This window comes from Shewanella sp. 10N.261.52.F9, assembly GCF_041471165.1.
GTDB lineage: Bacteria > Pseudomonadota > Gammaproteobacteria > Enterobacterales > Shewanellaceae > Shewanella > Shewanella marinintestina.
This window is the reverse complement of sequence record NZ_JBFRNX010000004.1, coordinates 122,007-140,407: the sequence shown is the minus strand read 5'-3', so window position 1 is coordinate 140,407 and position 18,401 is coordinate 122,007. Positions and strand designations below refer to the sequence as shown.

The window sequence follows — 18,401 nt, the reverse complement described above, 5'->3', positions numbered from 1 at the left end:
ACTTGTTCTATTTAAACCAAATGTTATTTAATTAACTTACATGTTTAATTGGTTGATAGAAATTTCATGTTAGGAATTAGCTTATTCAGAGTTACTTACTAGTGTAAATCAAAGTCGGTCGGTAAGTTTGACTTAATTGTAACAAGGACTAACAAGAAGAAAGGGGCTTGCTGATATAGGCGATAATGACTCATCATTTCACCTCAATTTACGCATTGAAGCGACCAATCAACTTATCAATTTAACATCTATTGATAAAACTTTTGCTTTGCATTACTGCGATCCAATTTTAGTTAACATATGCTGAAAGCTACTTATGCGATTTACCTAAACACCGGCGATTTTGGCGTTATTAGCGAGGTTGACTAAAATCTTCTGTAGGTACATTAAATATAGATTGACTGGTATGAATTTAATAAAGAGATATTTTCTACTGCAGGCATTAAGCACGTGTTAGCCCAAGCTATTGTTTGCTATAGATATGGTGTTTATAGAAGACAGTTGTTAATCAAGGGACTTAAGTTTTTATGTGCCTTTTGTGTACTGAGTTTTTCATCAGTAATAAATGCTGAAACACTTTATTTAACCTCGCTGCATTGGCCTCCTTATTCTGGAGGACAGTTAAAAAATCAAGGCGCATATATCGCCGTTGCTCGCGCGGCTCTTGAAGCCGTTGGGCACACGTTGGTTGTCGATTTTTATCCTTGGAGCCGAGCTGTGAGGATGGCCTCAAGAAATGACTCAAAATACCTTGGTTACTTACCTGAATATGCCTATCCAACAGAAAAGTTCCTGTTCTCTGACTCAATGGGCCGCAGTGCTTTAGGCCTCGTAGAGCAAAAATCTCACCCTATTAGCTGGACGCAGCAGAGTGATTTAAATCATTACACGATTGGCGTAGTGCAAGATTATATCAATACATCAGAATTTGATGCCATGGTGACACAGGGAACACAGCCTTTTGAAGCTGTTGCTTCGGATCTTCATAATATTAATAAAGTGGGTACCGGACGTATTGATGCCGCGATTATTGATGAACATGTGCTAGCTTATATTTTGGCTCAGCCAAATATGAAACACTTAAAAGGTAAACTTCAATTAAATAAGAAACGTTTAACTTACAAAGAGCTTTTTGTCGCCTTTAAGAATAATGAGGCAGGTCGCAAATGGCGTGAACGTTTTAATCAGGGCTTAGCAAAAATTGATGTACAAAAGATAGTCGCAGATAACATGGATAAATAGTTGATTTTGATGAGTGGTAATACTTGAATTAACTAATTTATCTGATACTCATTACCAACGATGCCTAGGTTAATAAAAACAACAAATACGATTAGCACTAACATAAAGGTGGATTTTCTAAGTGCTAATCGCTTAAGTAAAGATTAGGCTTTTGCGACTACAGTCTGGCCTATCGGGGTTAAACTTAAGATAGCAAGTTTTAAATGCTGTAAAGCAAAGGGGATCCCGATAATCGTAACCGCACATGCTAGGGCATGCGCAATATGACCAATTGCAAGCCAAATACCAAACAATAAGAACCAGATGATATTACCTACCATGCCAAATGCACCTGTACCTAAATCATTGTTACCAGTTAATGCTCGGCGGTTCATTGAATCTTGACCAAAAGGCCAAAATGCCATTTCACCAATAACGAAACAAGCACGGCCAAAAGGAATGCCTATTATGCTAATAAAGCACAGCAGACCTGCTAACCACCAAGCTAAGCCCATAACAAAGCCACCCAAAATAAACCAAGCAATATTAAACACTAAACGTAATACAGCCATTTAAGGCTCCTTTTTCTCTTCTTGCCACTACGGCAACTGCTATTAGTGCTTGCGATTTTTGTGCCAAGTAGAACCGCGTGATACTCAAGGGGTTCATAGAGTGCTGTCAAAAATGAGTTAGCACTTTTTACTAATTATTAGCGATATTACTCATTATCCTTTAATCATAGTTAATTTATTCGAGCCACAGAGAGCCAGGCTAAGCTTAAGTCAATCGGTGATAAAATATGTGCTTATGGCGGTTGACTCACATCTTTGAGATTTCGATATCGCTTCGATGTGATTACAATAGCGCTAATAATAGTTATTTAAGCGATCATTGATCCAGCGCTAAGTGAGCAGCTTGTGTTTGTAAATTCCCCTGTTGAGAGTATTGAGTTTAACGGTAGGCATATTTTCGTTAAACGTGATGATTTATTAAGTGAGACTTTTTCGGGTAATAAAGCCCGTAAATTTGCTTATTTTCTTGAAAATGAGTTCCCAGGTAAATCCGTTTTGATTGGCCATGGCTCTCCCGTGGCTAATTCACTGTACTCTATGTCTGCGTTAGCAAAATTAAAAGGTGTACAACTTGAGTTTTATGTCGACCATATAGCAGAACAAGTTATTAATTCTACTGTTGGTAACTATGCTGCGGCGGTAGCCAATGGCGCAAATATCATTGATATTTCGAAAATGGCCGACAGGCAAGAACGCAGTGTTATTGAGTATATTGAGCAAAAAGTACTACCGGAGCGAGACGATTGTTTGTTTGTACCAGAAGGTGGTCGCTGTGAGTACGCGCGATATGGCGTACATCATTTAGCACAAGAGATCATAACTTGGTCTCAAGCGCATAATTTGCTGCAGTTGTCAGTTTTTTTGCCTTCAGGTACCGGTACAACGGCGGTGTTTTTGAATGAATATTTTGTACAGCATGCACCGGGTATCCAAGTTTTTACCTGCGCTTGCGTTGGTGACCGTCAGTATTTGAAGCAACAGTTTAACCTGCTTGTAAGCGATGCAAGTATGCATCCGCATATTGTTGAACTCGACAAAAAGTATCACTTTGGTAAGTTGTATCGTCCTTTTTACAATATGTATTACAAGCTTTTGATGACTGGGATTGAGTTTGAGTTACTCTATGATCCATTAGGTTGGATGTGTGTTGAAAAGCTACTGGATAGTGGGTTAGAGCAACCAATGCTTTATATCCATCAAGGTGGGTTATTAGGTAACGCGACTATGCTGCCTAGGTATCAGCGAAAATATGATAGAGCGCTTTAACGACAGTTCAGGAATTTATGTTGTTAAAAGGAATATTAAAACTGATATTGATTCCATTTGGTTAGGCTGGATACCGACTAAGGGTACGGCCTAAACCAAATGAATGCGACTAAATAGCTGAGTAGATGTTTCAGTCCTATTCGTTTGCCTATGAAGACAAACATTCGATACGGGTGAGAGGAGGTGTATCGAAGAGTCAGATATTACGTATATAAATAATTAGCTTACTTGTTGCTAGAAAGTAACCATTTCATAAAGTTAAGCGCTTCAATACGCTTCGAAAAGGTTTGTTTGTTTTTGCCTTGACTGTCGGTAAAGGCTATTGATGTTTTGTTGACTGAAATTGAGTCTACTGGGAAGTTAACGGTAATTTCGTGTCCATTTACTAGGTATGACATATGGTCACACTCCTTCTATTTTAAGCTGCCCTTTATAAGGCTGTGCTTTATAACAATAAGATATCCTTAGCATTTTTGCGAAAGATGAATTTTAAGTTCTATTTGAGACTACTCATCTTTGGCTACTTATACAAGTGGCTTATATCTAAATATGTGTATAAAAATGTCTGCTTTGTCGCAAAATTAATACAAATATCAATACAAACTGCTTAATAGTAAAGCATATGCTTGTGACAGTTACATGACTGCCAAAAAAGATGATTTAACCTGTGAGATAACGCTTATGTGGGGATCAAACGACGAATCGTGGATTTTACAAAAAGGCGGTGACTTCTATCTAAAAGGGTCTATCTTAAAAACTGCGCGAATTATATGCGGCAGGGAAAGATTGTCAAGAGATTATTTGGAATCAACGTGAATTTTTTATTTTAATCAAGTGTTAACATCAGGTTAAAGCTTGCTAGAATGAACAATACTTGCGATCAGCGCAAGCTATAGTCCTGTTAATGGAGTATTCATGTTACGAATTATCTCGCTACTTATTCTATTCAGCGCTTTGCTGCTTTCTTTACCTGCATCAAGTTCTAGTGTGTTGTCAGCTACAAAAGAAACACAGCAGACTGAACCGCAAACACTGGCTGTTAAAGAGGCATCTTATGATTATCAAGATAGTCTCTTTAGAGATACGCCTAGAGGTGCGTTAGCAGGCTTGTTTGAAGCTGCGTTTGAGCAAAACTATGACAAAGCCGCAAAATATTTAGACTTACGTTATCTGCCTGACGATATGGATGCTGATCTTGGTCCTGAATATGCAAAACAGCTTATTGCTATCATTGAACGTAATATATGGGTAAATTTACAAGAGGTTAATGATACTCCTGAGGGGACTAGTGGCGATCAGCTGCCAAATTACCGTGATGCATTTGGTCGGGTTGAAGTAAAAGGTAACCACATTACCCTGTTGTTACAAAAGGTGCCTAATAAACAATTAGGTTCTATCTGGAAGGTGTCAAATGCTACCGTTGCTAAAGTCCCTTTATTATATAGCGAGCTGGGTTATGGACCGGTCGTTGAGTGGTTTGTAAAGCATGTGCCTGCAGGACACTTATTTAAATTAAACCTATGGGAATGGGCTCTACTTGGTTGCTATTTTATTTTAGCAATGCTGGTGGTTATTCCTATTACCTGGATTGCGAAAAAACTGATATTGCGCAGCGAGTATCAATATAAAGCCGATGTAGTACATCTGGCTGTCGGGCCTTTTCGTTTTCTTGTCGCATTATTGCTAGTAAGAGCATGGATGGCGCATACCACCTTATCTGCTAATGTGATAGCGGTAGTTAATACGGGGGTATTGCTGTTAATCGCAGTGGTGTGGTTCATTTGGTCACTGACAGATGTCATTCAAAATAGTTTGCGTTTGCGTTGGATTAGCAAAGGAAATAGCCAAAGTGCATCATTGTTACGGCCTCTTGCAAATTTCACCCGAGTGATTTTAGTTGCGCTTGCTGTATTGATTTGGTTAGAGCATTTAGGATTTGATGCCTCCACTATTTTAGCTGGACTTGGAATTGGCGGTATAGCCGTAGCTTTAGCATCGAAACAGTCTATTGAAAACTTTATAGGGACTATCACTCTATATTCATCAGCCCCCATTAAAGTAGGCAATGTTGGTAGGTTTGGCAGTATTACTGGTACGGTTGAAGAGATTGGTTTGCGTTGCACTCGGATCAGAACGATTGATCGCAGTGTCATTAATGTGCCTAACGCGCGCTTATCTGAAATGGATATTGAGAATATCTCAGAGCGTGAAAAAATCCGTCTGAAAACGGATATTCGCTTGGATTATCAAACGAGCGCTGAACAAATACATCTTATTATTGATGATATTCGAGCTTTATTAGAACAACATGAAAAAGTAGAAGAAAGCCCTTTGCGGGTAACGTTTAAAGGGTTTGGCTTATATGGCTTGCAGTTAAATGTATTTGCTTATATTGGCACAACTGACTTTGCAGAATTTCAATTGGTATCTGAAGAGCTGCACTTTGGAATTATGAATGTAGTGAGTAAACATGGCTCACGCATTGTACCAGTGGTGGCGGTAGCGGCAGCCCAAAGTTAGTTTGCATTGCAAAGGGAAGAATATACAAATAAAAAGGTCGCGAATGCGACCTTTTTTAACAGAGCTTGATTTGTGAGGCCAAATGTAGCTGGCAGTTTAATATATCAACTCACCAATCGGGTTGAGAATTTTACTAATACCTTTGGTAAAGTGCAGGGGCGCATCGACTACTGTATAGCATAGACAACCATTTAGGGTTTTTGGTGAATGTTGATGTGCAGCATCGAGCTCAATGAAATCCCCAGGAACATACTGGCTAAATTCATCTTCAAAATTACCATCTAATAGTAGGGTGATCTCTCGTCCAGTGTGAGTATGTTCTGGGATCTCGCCATTAGCATCGATATGCAACAAACTAGAACGAGCATTGTCATCATCAGCATCCAAACGCATACGACTGATTTTACCGAAGCCACTCCAGGATTGATCTACTTGCTGAGTAAATGCCTTTGGTAAGCTGTATTGATTACCTTTTACTTCAACAACGGCGCGTGGAGTTGGTGGATTAAAGGGGGCAGCTTCTAACTGGGTGATTTGATTAAGCATATCGCTGAAGTCAATATTAGCAAACGTGTCAACAGCCACCGAGACTTCAGGTTGTAAATTCTTTTGAGCGAGCTTTTCAGTCATTTTCGCTACTTTTTCATTACAGAGCGGGCAAAGTTCACAATGAGCAGAAACCGCAGTAGCTAAACCAAGATGAAGTTGTCCGTTAACGTGTTGCAAAAGCATTTCGTCTTTTGGATGGTATTTAATCATAGTGTTTCTCCAAAATACTTCTCAGTTTGACGAGGCCTAATCTGAGTCGCGACTTTATAGTACCTAACGGGACGCTTAATTTGCTGGAAAGTTCCTGCTGGCTTAACTCTTGTAAATAGATGCCTTTCACTACTTGCCTTTGTAGCGGTGGCAAGGCATCAACATGCTTGAGTAATTTGGCTGTAAGTATATGGTCTTCGTGTTCAGTTGCTTCGGGAGTTTCGAATACAGGCCAAATATCGTCACCAAAGGTGTCTTCTTTGTTATGCTGGACCTTGCGTAGCATATCAAAACAGCGATTACGCATAATGGTAAACACCCATGTTGTAATCGCACCTTTGTCTGCGTCAAACAAATGAGCTTTGGTCCAAACTGTGGTCATGGTTTCCTGCACTAGATCCATTGCCAGACCTTGGCTAGCCAATTTTTGATTACCAAAGTTTAAAATTTTGGGCGCAAAATAGCTGAAAAGCTCAGCATATGCGGACTTGTCGCAGTTATTAGCCACATTAACTAAATGCGCAGTCAGCTCGGTTAGCAACGTGTCTGGTTTATTGTCATCCATAGAGTGCTTATTTTGCCTGTTGTAAGCTTTATCATAACCACTTTGGCAACATTGTGATTGAATATTTTGCATTATTCCCACTTTTGTTATGGAAGGCGGAGCCGTTCTGTGCCGAAACGTGTTACATCGATACGTAGCTTTTAAACCCTTGGATCACTTTTATTGTGATTTTGTTTTGTTCAACTAAAATAGCGAGTTCTGAATGCAGTTGATAGGCTGCGATAAAGTATTGTTGACGGCGTTACTTTAAAACATTGCTCAGCATGGTTAGCGCGAGTTGATGGTCTTTGGCTGCTATGCAGTGTTGTTTCTCTGCTGGAGTAAGAGGTAAGATCTCGATCCATCGCTGGCAAACCCAAGTTAAGTTGTTAAAATCATCTAATGTATATTGGCTTAGATGCTCTGGATATTCGGCTAATAGGTCTTTCAAAATTGTGGTGAATTTCTGTTGCGCTGCAGAGATAGGCTGAGACTTCCAACAAGGGACTAAAGTAACGTTACCTCTTTTTAAGCCATCCTCTTCAATAATATAAGTGCCTAATTCGAACTTTTCTATTCCGACGATTGTTACCCCTAATAAACCGTCTTCTAAGGTTTCAAAGTCAACTATTTTACATCGCGTCCCCATGGGCAGCAGTGTTTTTCCGTCTTCTGCTAACATACAAGCACCAAAGCCTGAGTCATTTTGTAATGACTCTTTCACTAGTCTTTGGTATCTAGCCTCAAAGATCCTCAGCTTGATAAAGCCATCGGGCAGAATACATATTTGCAGTGGAAAAAGCGGTAGTTTCATAATACTTCATTCGGTAGTGGACTGGTGATGGATACGCTGAACAAGACCGACGCGATCAGTTTATTTATGCCTTTTACTGATGAGTTGGTTTGTCAACAACATGGCATTTAATGATGGCTTCAAACTAAATTTGTGGCATAGGTACATGATTAAATTGTTAAATCGTTATAGTCTTAGGGAAATATAAAGAATTTTAAGGAGCGCTAATGACTCAGATGTTGGCAAGTGTCGATCAAAGGACCAAGTTAGTTGGTGAGAATCGGCTTGAGTTATTGTTGTTTCGAATTAATGCAACTCAGCTTTTTGCGATTAATGTTTTTAAAGTTAAAGAGGTTGTAAAGGTTCCGCCTTTAAGTACTATGCCAGGCAGTCATAGCAGTATTATTGGCGTGGCAAATCTTCGCGGTTTATCGATACCCGTAATTGATCTACGAAAAGCCATCGGTTTTAGAGCTTCGGTAATACACCCAGAAAGTAACCTTATTGTGACTGAATATAATCGCTCGGTGCAGGGCTTTTTGGTCGATAAAGTCGAGCATATTGTTAATCTAACGTGGGGTGATATCCTGCCACCACCTAAGACTGTAGGTCGTGATAATTATTTAACAGCAATTACTCGTATTGAATATCAAGACAAACAAGAACTAGTGTCTATTATTGACGTTGAGAAAGTACTGGCGGAGATCATTCATTATGATATTCGTTTGTCTGATGGTGTTTTAGATGAGCAGTTATTACCACATATGTATGGTCGAAAGGTGTTAATCGCTGATGACTCGGCAACAGCAAGAAGACAGGTACGTGAAACACTTGAACAATTAGGTTTAGAAGTGATTGAGGTATCTGATGGTTTGATGGCGCTGAAGCAACTACAGCAGTGGTGTAATGAAGGTAAAGTGATAACTGATCATATTTTAATGTTAATCACGGATGCTGAGATGCCTGAAATGGATGGTTATAAGCTAACCCATGAAGTGCGCAGTGATAAACGTATGGCGGATTTGTTTATTACCTTAAATACGTCGTTAAGTGGTAGTTTCAATAATGCTATGGTCGAGAAAGTCGGCTGTAATCGATTTATATCGAAATTCCAACCAGACTTACTCGTAGAAGTTGTACAAGAGAGGCTTAAGCAAGCGTTATCGGTTTAGATATTCTGAGATTATCAGTGATAGCACGTTTGATTAGTTCGCGTGCTCTTCTCTTAGATCATTTAACACCAGTTTCTTAAGTTCTGGTACGGCAGCAATATTAATCTGGGCAATACGTACAGCAAAACCGAACCTATCTTTACCTACAATCGCGATGACATCTTCTAAGAAACGCTTATCTAAAACGAATTGTTTTGCATAGAACTGAATGGCTTTGCTCACCGAACTATAACTCACACCATCAAAGCTAAAGGATGCATCATAGCCATAGTCGTCAATCAGGACTCCATTGAGGCTTAATGGCCAACCGCTGTAATTGACTCGGTCTCGCGCAATTTCGTACATCATCCACGCACTTTTTTTAAATCCGCCAAAAACTTTGTCTTCAAACTCAGATTCTTCAAGTTCTTGCTTGGTCCAATTTACCCCAATAGCTAAGTGCTTTTCATAAATGCGCATCAACTCGTCCTTTACTGCCATTTTACAATCCCAAATTGATGTGAGCTTATGTTGTTTAGCGAGTTTAAAGCACTCTTTACAGCAGGGAACAGTTAACGATGAGTGAGGCGTATAAGTTTCTTTCAAATAGCTCAATTGTTGGTTACTCGGCTCACCACAGAACCAGCAACAATGTCTACGATCAAAGGGGATATCGATTAATGGTGCGAGATCTAGCACAAATGGTTTCCTTTTTTAGCCCTGTGATGCAATGGGCATGGTTTACTACCAAGCAAAAACACGAGGAGTGTAAACAAGAAAACGCACAATGGGTTAGATTGTGCGCTTTGGTGTAAAGGTTGTTACTTCATCACAGAAGAATGAGATTGGTTACTCTTTTTCAACGTCTACAAGTGAAGTTGCTAGTACGATAGGATCAACTTCTTGACAGTCTTGGTCGGCAATCCAGTCAACACCAATCAATACGCCATCGTCATTTAGATCGCTAACCCAGAACTCTAGGAATTCTTCTAAGGTAATTGCAACCGCTGTGTAACCTTCCCATTCGTCAGTGCAGTGGCTTTTTGCTTGCGCTTCTTCAGACCATAAAGGCATCACGTCCGTGGCTTCATATTCAGAAGAATCACAAACTACCCAGCCTTCGCCGCTTTCATCTTGTAGGCCCCAAACAACTTGAGATAATTTTACGTTGTTGATGAAGCTTTCTAATGCAGGAGTCATTTCAGTCATGATTAATCTCTTGTTTGGTTAGGTATAAATGAGGCTTTACTCAATGGCTAATAGTCTGCATTTGGCTTAGCATTTTAGCAAGTCATTTAGCGTATTTATCTACCGAGGCAAAAGCACTATCGTTAGTAAGGATTATAGGTTTAGGTCGCTAATTAGCCAATTGAAACACAATCATCATTTAGCGGTAATAATTAAGTTAATTTAGTCTATATTATGCAGCTATCATAGTATGATATTTTACAAAGGCTTTAGCATTCATGCCTCATCGCCGGCGTTGGTGGTTTATTCAACCAAGGAAGTTAACTAACTTTAAGGTAGAGTTAATTAAACCGCGTCACTTTATACGTTACAGTCATCATTTTTGGGAGTCTTCTATTGTTTAAATCAATCCCCCTGGCTACAGCGCTTCTTCTAACGAGTTCAGCAACACTCGCGAACGAACAGCCTAATTGGGCCACATGTATCGCTGACCTACAAAAAACGGCAAAGTCTGAAGGTTTATCACAACAAACGATTGATACCACTCTTGCCAATGTTAAATTTGTGCCAAGAGTGATAGAGCTCGACAATAAACAACCAGAGTTTAGTCAGTCTTTTGAAAATTATTTTACTAAACGCGTTACTGACTGGCGAGTTGAACAGGGACGTAAGCTTTATAAAGAGCATAAAGTTCTGCTAGATAAGCTTGCAAAAGAATACGGCGTGCCACCGCAATATCTGCTTGCGTTTTGGGGGCTTGAAACTAACTTTGGCTCTTATAAAGGTAAAATGCCTGTATTGGACTCTTTGGCTACTTTAGCTTGTGATCCCCGTCGTAGTCGCTATTTTACCCAAGAGTTGATGCAAGCTCTTAAGCTAAAAGAGCGTTACAATTTTGCCGAAACAGATATGGTTGGCTCTTGGGCTGGTGCTATGGGGCATACCCAGTTTATGCCGTCAGCTTACGCCGAGTATGCTGTAGATGGTGATGGCGACGGAAAAGCTGATTTATGGAATAGCACCACAGACGCATTGACGTCAGCTGCTCACTTTTTGCAAAACTTAGGATGGAAACGCAATGAACGATGGGGTAGGGAAGTGACACTACCCGCTGACTTTTCGTACACGCATCTTGGTAAGGCCGAAGCACAACCATTAACACGTTGGGCTGAGCTTGGGATCAAGCAAACTAGTGGTTTGCCGTTGAGTACGCCAGATATGCAAGCAGCGCTTTACTTACCATCTGGCCATACCGGCCCTGCTTTTCTAGGTTATGACAATTTTGATGTAATTATGCGCTGGAATCGCTCTACATTTTATGCCATAGCTGTAGGTCATCTTGCAGACAGAATTAATGGTGCGGTGGCATTAAAAGTGGCTCCACCTAAAATGCCAAACCTTAGTCGCGCTAGAGTTAAAGAGTTACAAATCCAATTGAATGATCGTGGTTATGATGTCGGTAAACCAGATGGTATTTTGGGCTCTAAGTCTGTTAAAGGTTTGCAAGCGTACCAAAAATCACAAGGTTTAGTTGCAGACGGATACCCTGATGAGTCTACATTTAAGGCTTTGAATGTTAAATAACTCACCTTATATGCAAAGCTTTTATACAAAGGTTGTCGCTGTAGGTTAGTCAACAAAATTTAAGTGACACTTGAAATTTGGGCTACTAGGTAAGACATAGAAGATGCAATCATAAAGATTGCATCTTTTTTATTGGTCACTTAAATTAGAAACCGCATCGGGTTAATGAATTAAGTTTATGGGGTTTACATGGATGATTTAACACACGCTCAGCGACAACGTTTAGCGTTTATTGATTTTAGTTTGCAATATTTTGGTCAAGTATCAAGACAAGATATGATCACTAAGTTTGCAACAGGTCTTGCAGCCGCTACCCGTGATTTTCAGCTATATAAAACGCTTGCACCAGACAATATGCAATTAGTCCATCAAACTAAGAGCTATCATCGTCTTAATTCATTTAAACCATTATTTACTCATCAACCTGAATCAATTCTACACGGCCTAGCAAAAGGCTTTGGTGATGGGTTATCTCATCCTGTACAACCCAGTGAGGTTTGTATAGATGCTTTGCAACTTATACACCCTGACACAGCGGTTATTGCAGCGTTAATGCGCGCTATCCAAGATAAAAAAGCGGTTGAGATAACATATGTATCGGTATCATCTGGTGAGAAGTTACGCCAAGTAATTCCTCACGCTTTGATTAATAATGGTCAGCGTTGGCATGTGCGAGCATTTGATCGCGCTAATAGTATTTTTAGCGATTTTGTTGCGACTCGAATTAAGTCTATCTCGCTAAGTCCAACAGTTGTAGAAGCATCGGAGTGCTGTGATAGTGATAGGTTTTGGCATCAAGATGTTCAGCTTATTCTGGTGCCACACCCATCGCTAAAGCATCCAGAAGCTATTGAATTAGATTATCAAATGCAAGATAAGCAGCTTGTGTTAACTTGCCGAGCTGCATTGGCCGGTTATCTGTTGCGCCAATGGAGTGTGGATTGTTCGGCTAAACATCAAATAGGTTCGGGTGTTTGTCAGCTTGCATTAGCAAATCATCAGGTACTAAAGCTGATAGAAAACTTGTCTATTGTCCCCGGCGCTAAATACTAACTAAACACACTCTATGTGGCTATAAGCCCTATAGTTTATTACTTTAGAGTTTATCGCCTGCTCATTTACGTTTGGGTAATGCAATAACAGTAGAGCGCAGCTGTCGGTTTTGGTAAGCTGCTGCCACTAAATTAGAGTTAAGGAATGCCATGAGTATTAAAGACGATTCAGTTGTGCAGTTCAACTACACATTGCGTGATGAGCAGGGCGAAGTTTTAGAAACTAACGAAGGGTTAGACCCAATTGCTTACTTACATGGCCATGACAACATGATGCCAGGGGTTGAAGATGCTTTAACGGGTAAAGATGTCGGCGCTAAGTTTTCAGTAACTTTACCTGCAAGTGAAACTTACGGTGAACGAAATGAAGATGCTGAACAGCGTGTTTCTGTAAAACATCTGCAAGGTGCAAGTGTGTGGAAGCCTGGCATGCGTGCGTTAATTAATACCGATCAAGGTCAACGCCAAGTAACCATCCTTAAAGTGGGTAAATTTATGGCAACGGTTGATGTAAACCATCCGTTAGCTGGCAGAGAGTTAACTTTTGATTTAGACGTTATCGATGTCCGCGACGCCACCAGTGAAGAGATTGCTCACGGCCACGCACACGGTAAAGGTGGTCACCACCACTAAGTTTTATTCAGTATTTATATACTGTTGATTAAGCCCAACGATGTTGGGCTTTTTAATTTTTAGCTGATTTTGTGTTAATTAAGAGTCTATAAAGCATGATTATCGCGTTTTCTGCAGGCAAAATTATTCTTACACCTTTTGAAGTTCAGGTGCGCCTTGATAATGGATGCCAGTTATATGCCATGGTTGATGATGTGAAGTGTCATGATGATGCGTTGATGTTAGTGGCAGATGCAGGCGCCGTTCGCTGGAATATAAAACTAGATACAAGCGAACAACTGCAAGAGATCAAACAAGAGCTAGGTATTGGGTAGAGCGTAAGCGGAAAGATGATTTTGATAAAGTTGTTCGGGGACAATTTTAGCAAGTTAAATTCTACCTTAAACGCTGGTTGCACTCAGTAAGTGTAGAATATTTATGTGCGTTATAAACGATCTCCTGTCTAAATGGATGCATTTCGAATATCTATAGCTAGGAGGTTCACTTGTACAATAATAGAGATAAAAATACATCACTTAGGGAGTCTAACTAATAGAATCCTTAAGATTTGTTCCTTTAGGAACGATGCGTGTGGGCTTAATCGTGTCATGGCTAAAGTAATTGTGCTGCTTAATATGTTCAAAATTAACCGTAGCTGCCACACCTGGTAGTTGATAGATGCCTTTATGTAACGATAAAGGTTTGGGTAATTGATAATGCGTTTTTATCTGTTTTAAAACGCTCAACGGACACAGCATCAAATCGAATCAATGTGGTAAATAATCTTAGATCTGCCTTGGTAAGCTTATTGCTTGTTAAATATTGCGCAGCTTTCAAACTTATCTAACACATCAAAAAGACTATCATACGCATCATGATACGCGGCTTATGTAGTTGCAAATCCCGCCCGATAAACGCCATTATTGATATTGGAGTATATAAACTCATTTAACTCATCAATTTGCTGCTGCAAATGGGGAGGATAAAGGTCGTGTTTACTTGTCGTTACAGAGTTAAACTCATTATTTAGCATACGAATAATTTCTGAATGCTCGTTGCTAACAATTGTCGCCGTATGTTTATCCCAAAGTACTGGAACGGAAGCCCTACCGTTATAATTTGCATCTGCAATCCAATATACTTGATAAAGATAATCTGCCTGATTTATTGGATCGCTAGTCGCTCACTCAATATGGCTAGCGAATGTACTTTGCTTTGAGCCTGCAAACTCCCGTCATTAGTTAGTATATGTGGTTCAATCACGGAAACAGTAACAGCGGATTTCATTCTATTTTTTATAACAGGATGAACACAGACTATCGAGATTTACTTACACTGGCCAGTGGGATAACTAGCAAACGACTGGTATGATCGTTCTATCAAAAAATATCTAAATAACAAGAGAAATACATGTCTGACTCTATGCTTGAACGTATAACTATTGAACCTAAAGTACCTGCTAAAGCCTGTGTAATTTGGTTGCACGGATTGGGAGATTCTGGTGCTGGCTTTGCGCCAGTTGTACCTGCATTAGGATTACAGGCCGATCATGCAATTCGTTTTGTTTTCCCTCATGCTCAAGAGCAACCGGTTACAATTAACGGCGGCTACGTAATGCGAGCGTGGTATGACATTAAAAGCATGGATCTACACGATCGGGCTGATATGGCTGGCGTAAAACAAAGCGAGCAACAAATTCTTAGGTTGATAGCGGAGCAGATTTCTAGCGGTATACCAAGTGAAAACATCGTCTTAGCAGGGTTTAGCCAAGGTGGGGTCATGAGTTTGTTTACGGCATTGAGGTTACAAAAAAAATTAGCTGGAATTATGGCTTTGTCTTGTTATTTACCAAGCGGCGACTCTTTGCCTGATGCGATTACTGATGTAAATCAAACCACGCCTATTTTACAGCACCACGGTGTCGATGATGAGGTCGTTCCGCTAAATGCTGGCCAAGTTGCCCACCAATTACTTAGCACTGTAGGTTTTAATTGTCAGTGGCAAGAATATAAGATGGGTCATTCAGTTGTTCCTGAACAGCTTCGCGATATTTCAACTTGGTTACAAACAGTGCTTGATCACGTTAAATAAATTAATTTGGTCATATTTTTGTATTTTAAGGGCGATATAAATCTTGTCGCCTCGTTCTGTTATTGAAACAATCTCCCGTAAAAAGCACTGTTAGCCAGCTTATTGTTTTTCCGCAACTTTAATTATTCCCCTTTGAACCCAACTTGCTTATATAGTGATTTAAAAATAAGCATTATTAATTATTGTTTGTTTATAAAGACACCGAATGGCATAAATTGTATATAAAAGAGTCGTTTAGATCACGATGTGTAATAAATGTGACACAATTTCTGCCTAAGCTTTGCTAAGATGTCGTCCAGCAAAAGGAAATGATGCTTTTTGCTAAACAATTAATAAAACGAATTATAAAAAATAATCAAGGGGTTGATTGTAATGAAAAAGACTTTACTGAAAGGATTAGTGGCTACAGCAGTTGTTAGTGCATTAACGGCATGTGGTGGCGATAATAAGGACGATTTTAAGCACGTTTCAGATGCTTGTGTGGCAGCTGGCGCTGATTGTACCTTTTTCACCGTAATCCATACTAACGATAACCACGGTCGTTTCTGGCAAAATAAAGATGGCGAATACGGTATGGCTGCACGTAAAACTGCAATCGACAGTATCCGTGATGAGGTTGAGCGTGCAGGTGGTGATACTATTTTGCTATCTGGTGGTGATATCAACACTGGTGTACCTGAATCAGATATGCAAGATGCTGTGCCTGACTTTATCGGTATGGGATTGTTGGGCTATGATGCTATGGCTGTGGGCAACCATGAATTTGATAACCCATTATCTGTACTTGATATGCAAGCAAACATCGCAAAATTCCCAATGCTTGCTGCAAACATCTATAAAAAAGATAGCGAAGGAAATCCAACTCAGGAACGTTACTTTGAACCGTACCGAGTGTTTGAAATTAACGGCCTAAAAGTCGCTATCATAGGTTTTACTACTGTTGATACCCCAAAAGTTGTTAGTCCTGATAACGTTGCAAGCTTGCATTTCACTGATCCTAAAGCTGAACTTCAAACTGTTATGGCAGAAATTGAAGCTAATGAAACAGTTGATATGGTCTTTGCTCTAACGCACATGGGTCATTACGCAAATGGTGAACACGGCACTGAAGCACCTGGCGACGTTAAGTTAGCTCGCTCTTTAGCTGGCACTCCATTTGACGGTAAACTCCAAGCCATTATTGGTGGCCACTCTCAAAATCCAGTTTGTATGGAAGGTGATGGCTATGCTGACTTCAAACCTGGTGACGAATGTAAGCCAGATGAGCAAAACGGTACTTTCATCATGCAAGCACATGAGTGGGGCAAGTATGTAGGCCGTGCTGACTTTGAATACATCAATGGTGAATTGTCGCTTGCAAGTTACAAGTTAATCCCTATCAATCTAAAAGAAGAAAATGAAAACGAAGAGCTTGTTTTCATTACTGAAGAGATTGAACAAGACCAACTAGTTATCGATGCGCTGCAACATTATCAAGATCTTGGCCAAGAGTTACTTGATGTGGATATCTCAAGCACTGACGGTAAGCTTGAAGGAGATCGTAATGTTGTTCGTGCAGAGCAAACTAACCTAGGTCAGTTATTAACTCGCGCATATGCTGATTGGGTTACTGCGAACTTCGACTCAACTGTTGATTTTGGTGTGATGAACTCTGGTGGTATTCGTGATTCAATTGCTGAAGGTACAATTTCTTACCGTGACGTGTTAACTGTTCAGCCATTTGCAAATGACGTGGCTTTTGTCACCATGACAGGTGCTGAAGTTCAAGATTACCTTGCAAACGTTGCCCTTAAAACCGGTGGTGGTATGGCTCAGTTACACCCAATGGAAATGAATGTTACTTGTGACGCTGTTGAGATTGACCCAGACGCAACTTCAGCAGATATCGTAGAGATTTTATCTCTAGGTGGACGCGACTTTAACCTAACCGATAACTACACTTTCTCATTGATTAACTTCAGTGCAAAAGGTGGCGATGATTACCCTGTAGTGACTGCTCACGCTAACTACATCGATACTCAACGTAGTGATGCATCAGTATTACGTGAATACTTCGAGAAAAACCCAAGCATTAAAGTGGCTGAATACGCGCCAGCTAATGGCGGCCACCCTAAGTTTTTCCGTGGTGGTTCGGAAGTTAAGAGTTGTGCTAAATAATTCGCTAAATTAGTTTAGCAATCATAGTAAGTAAGGTTAAATCATTCGGTATTAATCAAGTGATTTAACAACTAAAACTATGTTCTATAAAATCCAGTGCAGGCTATGTCTGTGCTGGATTTTTAGTTTTTACCTACCCTGCAGTCGAATGTATAACTCAGCTGAATTTTATCGGAATAAACAAATAATTTAATTTTCCCTTGAAAAGCTTAAAGCTCATCCATATATAGATGATAAGGTCGCTCAATGAGGACCTTACAAGATATCTAAATACTGTGCTTTCGGGGCAGGATTTAGAGAGGAAGTGTAATTACGCTTCAATAATGGTGCGATATCAGTCGGCCAACTTACTTTTAAATATATTGCTTAACACAAGGATATACCCATGAGAAATTATGACCTCACTCCACTATACCGCAGCGCAATTGGTTTTGACCGTTTAGCACAACTTGCAGAGCATGCGGCGTCTAATAAAGGTAATTCTGGTTACCCACCGTACAATATCGAACTAATTAATGAACATCGCTATCGTATTACGATGGCTGTTGCTGGCTTTTCTATGGAAGAGCTCGATATCACAAGCGAAGGTGACAAGTTATTAGTTAAGGGCACAAAAGCGGAAGAGAAAGAAGACCGTAAATACCTTTATCAAGGGATAGCAGAGCGTGGATTTGAGCGTACTTTCCAGCTAGCCGATTATGTAACTGTTATTGGTGCCAATTTAGAAAACGGCTTATTGAATATTGATCTTAAACGTGAGATCCCAGAAGCGATGAAACCAAGAAAAATAGAAATTGGTCGTTCACGCTTAATCGATGGTGAGTAAATCAAAGCGTGATGCTTAGATAACAACCCCACAGGTTGATAGAGAAGAATAAAAAAGGGAGCCAA

Annotated in this window: 18 protein-coding genes; 11 read left to right on the top strand and 7 right to left on the bottom strand. The window is 39.9% G+C overall.

What is annotated here, in order from left to right; translation table 11 throughout:
* The first annotated feature begins 501 nt into the window (after positions 1-501).
* Positions 502-1,242 carry a substrate-binding periplasmic protein gene (locus AB4298_RS03560; RefSeq protein ID WP_371985761.1) on the top strand — a complete coding sequence of 247 codons (741 nt, stop codon included), beginning with the start codon at positions 502-504 and terminating at the stop codon, positions 1,240-1,242.
* 143 nt (positions 1,243-1,385) lie between these two features.
* Here the strand turns inward: AB4298_RS03560 and AB4298_RS03555 are convergent, their stop codons facing one another.
* Positions 1,386-1,793: a YccF domain-containing protein gene (locus AB4298_RS03555; protein ID WP_248998439.1), complete on the bottom strand. Its 408-nt coding sequence runs from the start codon at positions 1,791-1,793 to the stop codon at positions 1,386-1,388.
* 345 nt (positions 1,794-2,138) lie between these two features.
* Between AB4298_RS03555 and AB4298_RS03550 the strand changes: the two genes are divergently transcribed.
* The gene (locus AB4298_RS03550) at positions 2,139-3,059 is read left to right on the top strand and encodes a pyridoxal-phosphate dependent enzyme (protein ID WP_371985760.1); all 921 of its coding nucleotides are present in this window, start codon (positions 2,139-2,141) and stop codon (positions 3,057-3,059) included.
* A 224-nt stretch (positions 3,060-3,283) separates the two neighbouring features.
* Here AB4298_RS03550 and AB4298_RS03545 read toward each other — a convergent pair whose 3' ends face one another.
* Complete coding sequence (locus AB4298_RS03545) at positions 3,284-3,457, bottom strand: hypothetical protein (protein ID WP_220781468.1); 174 nt, start codon at positions 3,455-3,457, stop codon at positions 3,284-3,286.
* A 517-nt stretch (positions 3,458-3,974) separates the two neighbouring features.
* Here AB4298_RS03545 and AB4298_RS03540 point away from each other — a divergent pair.
* A complete protein-coding gene (locus AB4298_RS03540; protein WP_371985759.1) occupies positions 3,975-5,579 on the top strand; it encodes a mechanosensitive ion channel family protein in 1,605 nt (534 codons plus the stop codon).
* Between the two features lie 96 nt (positions 5,580-5,675).
* Here AB4298_RS03540 and AB4298_RS03535 read toward each other — a convergent pair whose 3' ends face one another.
* The 3 genes from AB4298_RS03535 to AB4298_RS03525 all read right to left on the bottom strand — a co-directional run bounded on the left by AB4298_RS03535 (position 5,676) and on the right by AB4298_RS03525 (position 7,696).
* Positions 5,676-6,338, bottom strand: coding sequence for a ChrR family anti-sigma-E factor (locus tag AB4298_RS03535; RefSeq protein WP_371985758.1), 663 nt, complete (start codon positions 6,336-6,338; stop codon positions 5,676-5,678).
* Complete coding sequence (locus AB4298_RS03530; RefSeq protein WP_371985757.1) at positions 6,331-6,975, bottom strand: sigma-70 family RNA polymerase sigma factor; 645 nt, start codon at positions 6,973-6,975, stop codon at positions 6,331-6,333. The genes AB4298_RS03535 and AB4298_RS03530 overlap by 8 nt, the downstream gene beginning before the upstream one ends.
* 169 nt (positions 6,976-7,144) lie before the next feature.
* A complete protein-coding gene (locus AB4298_RS03525; RefSeq protein ID WP_248998444.1) occupies positions 7,145-7,696 on the bottom strand; it encodes an LON peptidase substrate-binding domain-containing protein in 552 nt (183 codons plus the stop codon).
* Positions 7,697-7,902: 206 nt separating this feature from the next.
* Here AB4298_RS03525 and AB4298_RS03520 point away from each other — a divergent pair, with 206 nt between their 5' ends.
* A complete protein-coding gene (locus tag AB4298_RS03520; RefSeq protein ID WP_371985756.1) occupies positions 7,903-8,847 on the top strand; it encodes a chemotaxis protein CheV in 945 nt (314 codons plus the stop codon).
* A 33-nt stretch (positions 8,848-8,880) separates the two neighbouring features.
* Here the strand turns inward: AB4298_RS03520 and AB4298_RS03515 are convergent, their stop codons facing one another.
* Positions 8,881-9,525: a hypothetical protein gene (locus AB4298_RS03515; protein ID WP_371985755.1), complete on the bottom strand. Its 645-nt coding sequence runs from the start codon at positions 9,523-9,525 to the stop codon at positions 8,881-8,883.
* 150 nt (positions 9,526-9,675) lie between these two features.
* Positions 9,676-10,035 (bottom strand): DUF2750 domain-containing protein, encoded by a 360-nt coding sequence (locus AB4298_RS03510; protein ID WP_371985754.1) that lies wholly within the window; start codon positions 10,033-10,035, stop codon positions 9,676-9,678.
* Between the two features lie 375 nt (positions 10,036-10,410).
* Between AB4298_RS03510 and AB4298_RS03505 the strand changes: the two genes are divergently transcribed.
* The 7 genes from AB4298_RS03505 (at position 10,411) to AB4298_RS03475 (ending at position 18,336) form a co-directional block, all read left to right on the top strand.
* Positions 10,411-11,598, top strand: a complete 1,188-nt coding sequence (locus AB4298_RS03505) for a lytic murein transglycosylase (protein ID WP_248998448.1) — start codon at positions 10,411-10,413, stop codon at positions 11,596-11,598.
* A gap of 189 nt (positions 11,599-11,787) precedes the next feature.
* Complete coding sequence (locus AB4298_RS03500) at positions 11,788-12,651, top strand: helix-turn-helix transcriptional regulator (protein ID WP_248998449.1); 864 nt, start codon at positions 11,788-11,790, stop codon at positions 12,649-12,651.
* A gap of 149 nt (positions 12,652-12,800) precedes the next feature.
* On the top strand, positions 12,801-13,283 hold the full coding sequence (locus tag AB4298_RS03495; protein WP_248998450.1) for an FKBP-type peptidyl-prolyl cis-trans isomerase: 483 nt from the start codon (positions 12,801-12,803) through the stop codon (positions 13,281-13,283).
* A gap of 95 nt (positions 13,284-13,378) precedes the next feature.
* Complete coding sequence (locus AB4298_RS03490; protein WP_248998451.1) at positions 13,379-13,597, top strand: DUF3389 family protein; 219 nt, start codon at positions 13,379-13,381, stop codon at positions 13,595-13,597.
* Between the two features lie 1,075 nt (positions 13,598-14,672).
* On the top strand, positions 14,673-15,353 hold the full coding sequence (locus tag AB4298_RS03485) for an alpha/beta hydrolase (RefSeq protein ID WP_248998452.1): 681 nt from the start codon (positions 14,673-14,675) through the stop codon (positions 15,351-15,353).
* 372 nt (positions 15,354-15,725) lie between these two features.
* Positions 15,726-17,510 (top strand): bifunctional UDP-sugar hydrolase/5'-nucleotidase UshA, encoded by a 1,785-nt coding sequence (ushA, locus tag AB4298_RS03480; RefSeq protein ID WP_248998453.1) that lies wholly within the window; start codon positions 15,726-15,728, stop codon positions 17,508-17,510.
* A 385-nt stretch (positions 17,511-17,895) separates the two neighbouring features.
* Positions 17,896-18,336: an Hsp20 family protein gene (locus AB4298_RS03475; protein WP_248998454.1), complete on the top strand. Its 441-nt coding sequence runs from the start codon at positions 17,896-17,898 to the stop codon at positions 18,334-18,336.
* Positions 18,337-18,401 lie beyond the last annotated feature (65 nt).

Coding starts and splice junctions, on each gene's coding strand:
- AB4298_RS03545 (WP_220781468.1), bottom strand. CDS start 3,457: ATGTCATACCTAGTAAATGGACACGAAATTACCGTTAACTTCCCAGTA.
- AB4298_RS03495 (WP_248998450.1), top strand. CDS start 12,801: ATGAGTATTAAAGACGATTCAGTTGTGCAGTTCAACTACACATTGCGT.
- AB4298_RS03490 (WP_248998451.1), top strand. CDS start 13,379: ATGATTATCGCGTTTTCTGCAGGCAAAATTATTCTTACACCTTTTGAA.
- AB4298_RS03555 (WP_248998439.1), bottom strand. CDS start 1,793: ATGGCTGTATTACGTTTAGTGTTTAATATTGCTTGGTTTATTTTGGGT.
- AB4298_RS03530 (WP_371985757.1), bottom strand. CDS start 6,975: ATGCAAAATATTCAATCACAATGTTGCCAAAGTGGTTATGATAAAGCT.
- AB4298_RS03535 (WP_371985758.1), bottom strand. CDS start 6,338: ATGATTAAATACCATCCAAAAGACGAAATGCTTTTGCAACACGTTAAC.
- AB4298_RS03475 (WP_248998454.1), top strand. CDS start 17,896: ATGAGAAATTATGACCTCACTCCACTATACCGCAGCGCAATTGGTTTT.
- AB4298_RS03540 (WP_371985759.1), top strand. CDS start 3,975: ATGTTACGAATTATCTCGCTACTTATTCTATTCAGCGCTTTGCTGCTT.
- ushA (WP_248998453.1), top strand. CDS start 15,726: ATGAAAAAGACTTTACTGAAAGGATTAGTGGCTACAGCAGTTGTTAGT.
- AB4298_RS03485 (WP_248998452.1), top strand. CDS start 14,673: ATGTCTGACTCTATGCTTGAACGTATAACTATTGAACCTAAAGTACCT.
- AB4298_RS03510 (WP_371985754.1), bottom strand. CDS start 10,035: ATGACTGAAATGACTCCTGCATTAGAAAGCTTCATCAACAACGTAAAA.
- AB4298_RS03525 (WP_248998444.1), bottom strand. CDS start 7,696: ATGAAACTACCGCTTTTTCCACTGCAAATATGTATTCTGCCCGATGGC.
- AB4298_RS03520 (WP_371985756.1), top strand. CDS start 7,903: ATGACTCAGATGTTGGCAAGTGTCGATCAAAGGACCAAGTTAGTTGGT.
- AB4298_RS03500 (WP_248998449.1), top strand. CDS start 11,788: ATGGATGATTTAACACACGCTCAGCGACAACGTTTAGCGTTTATTGAT.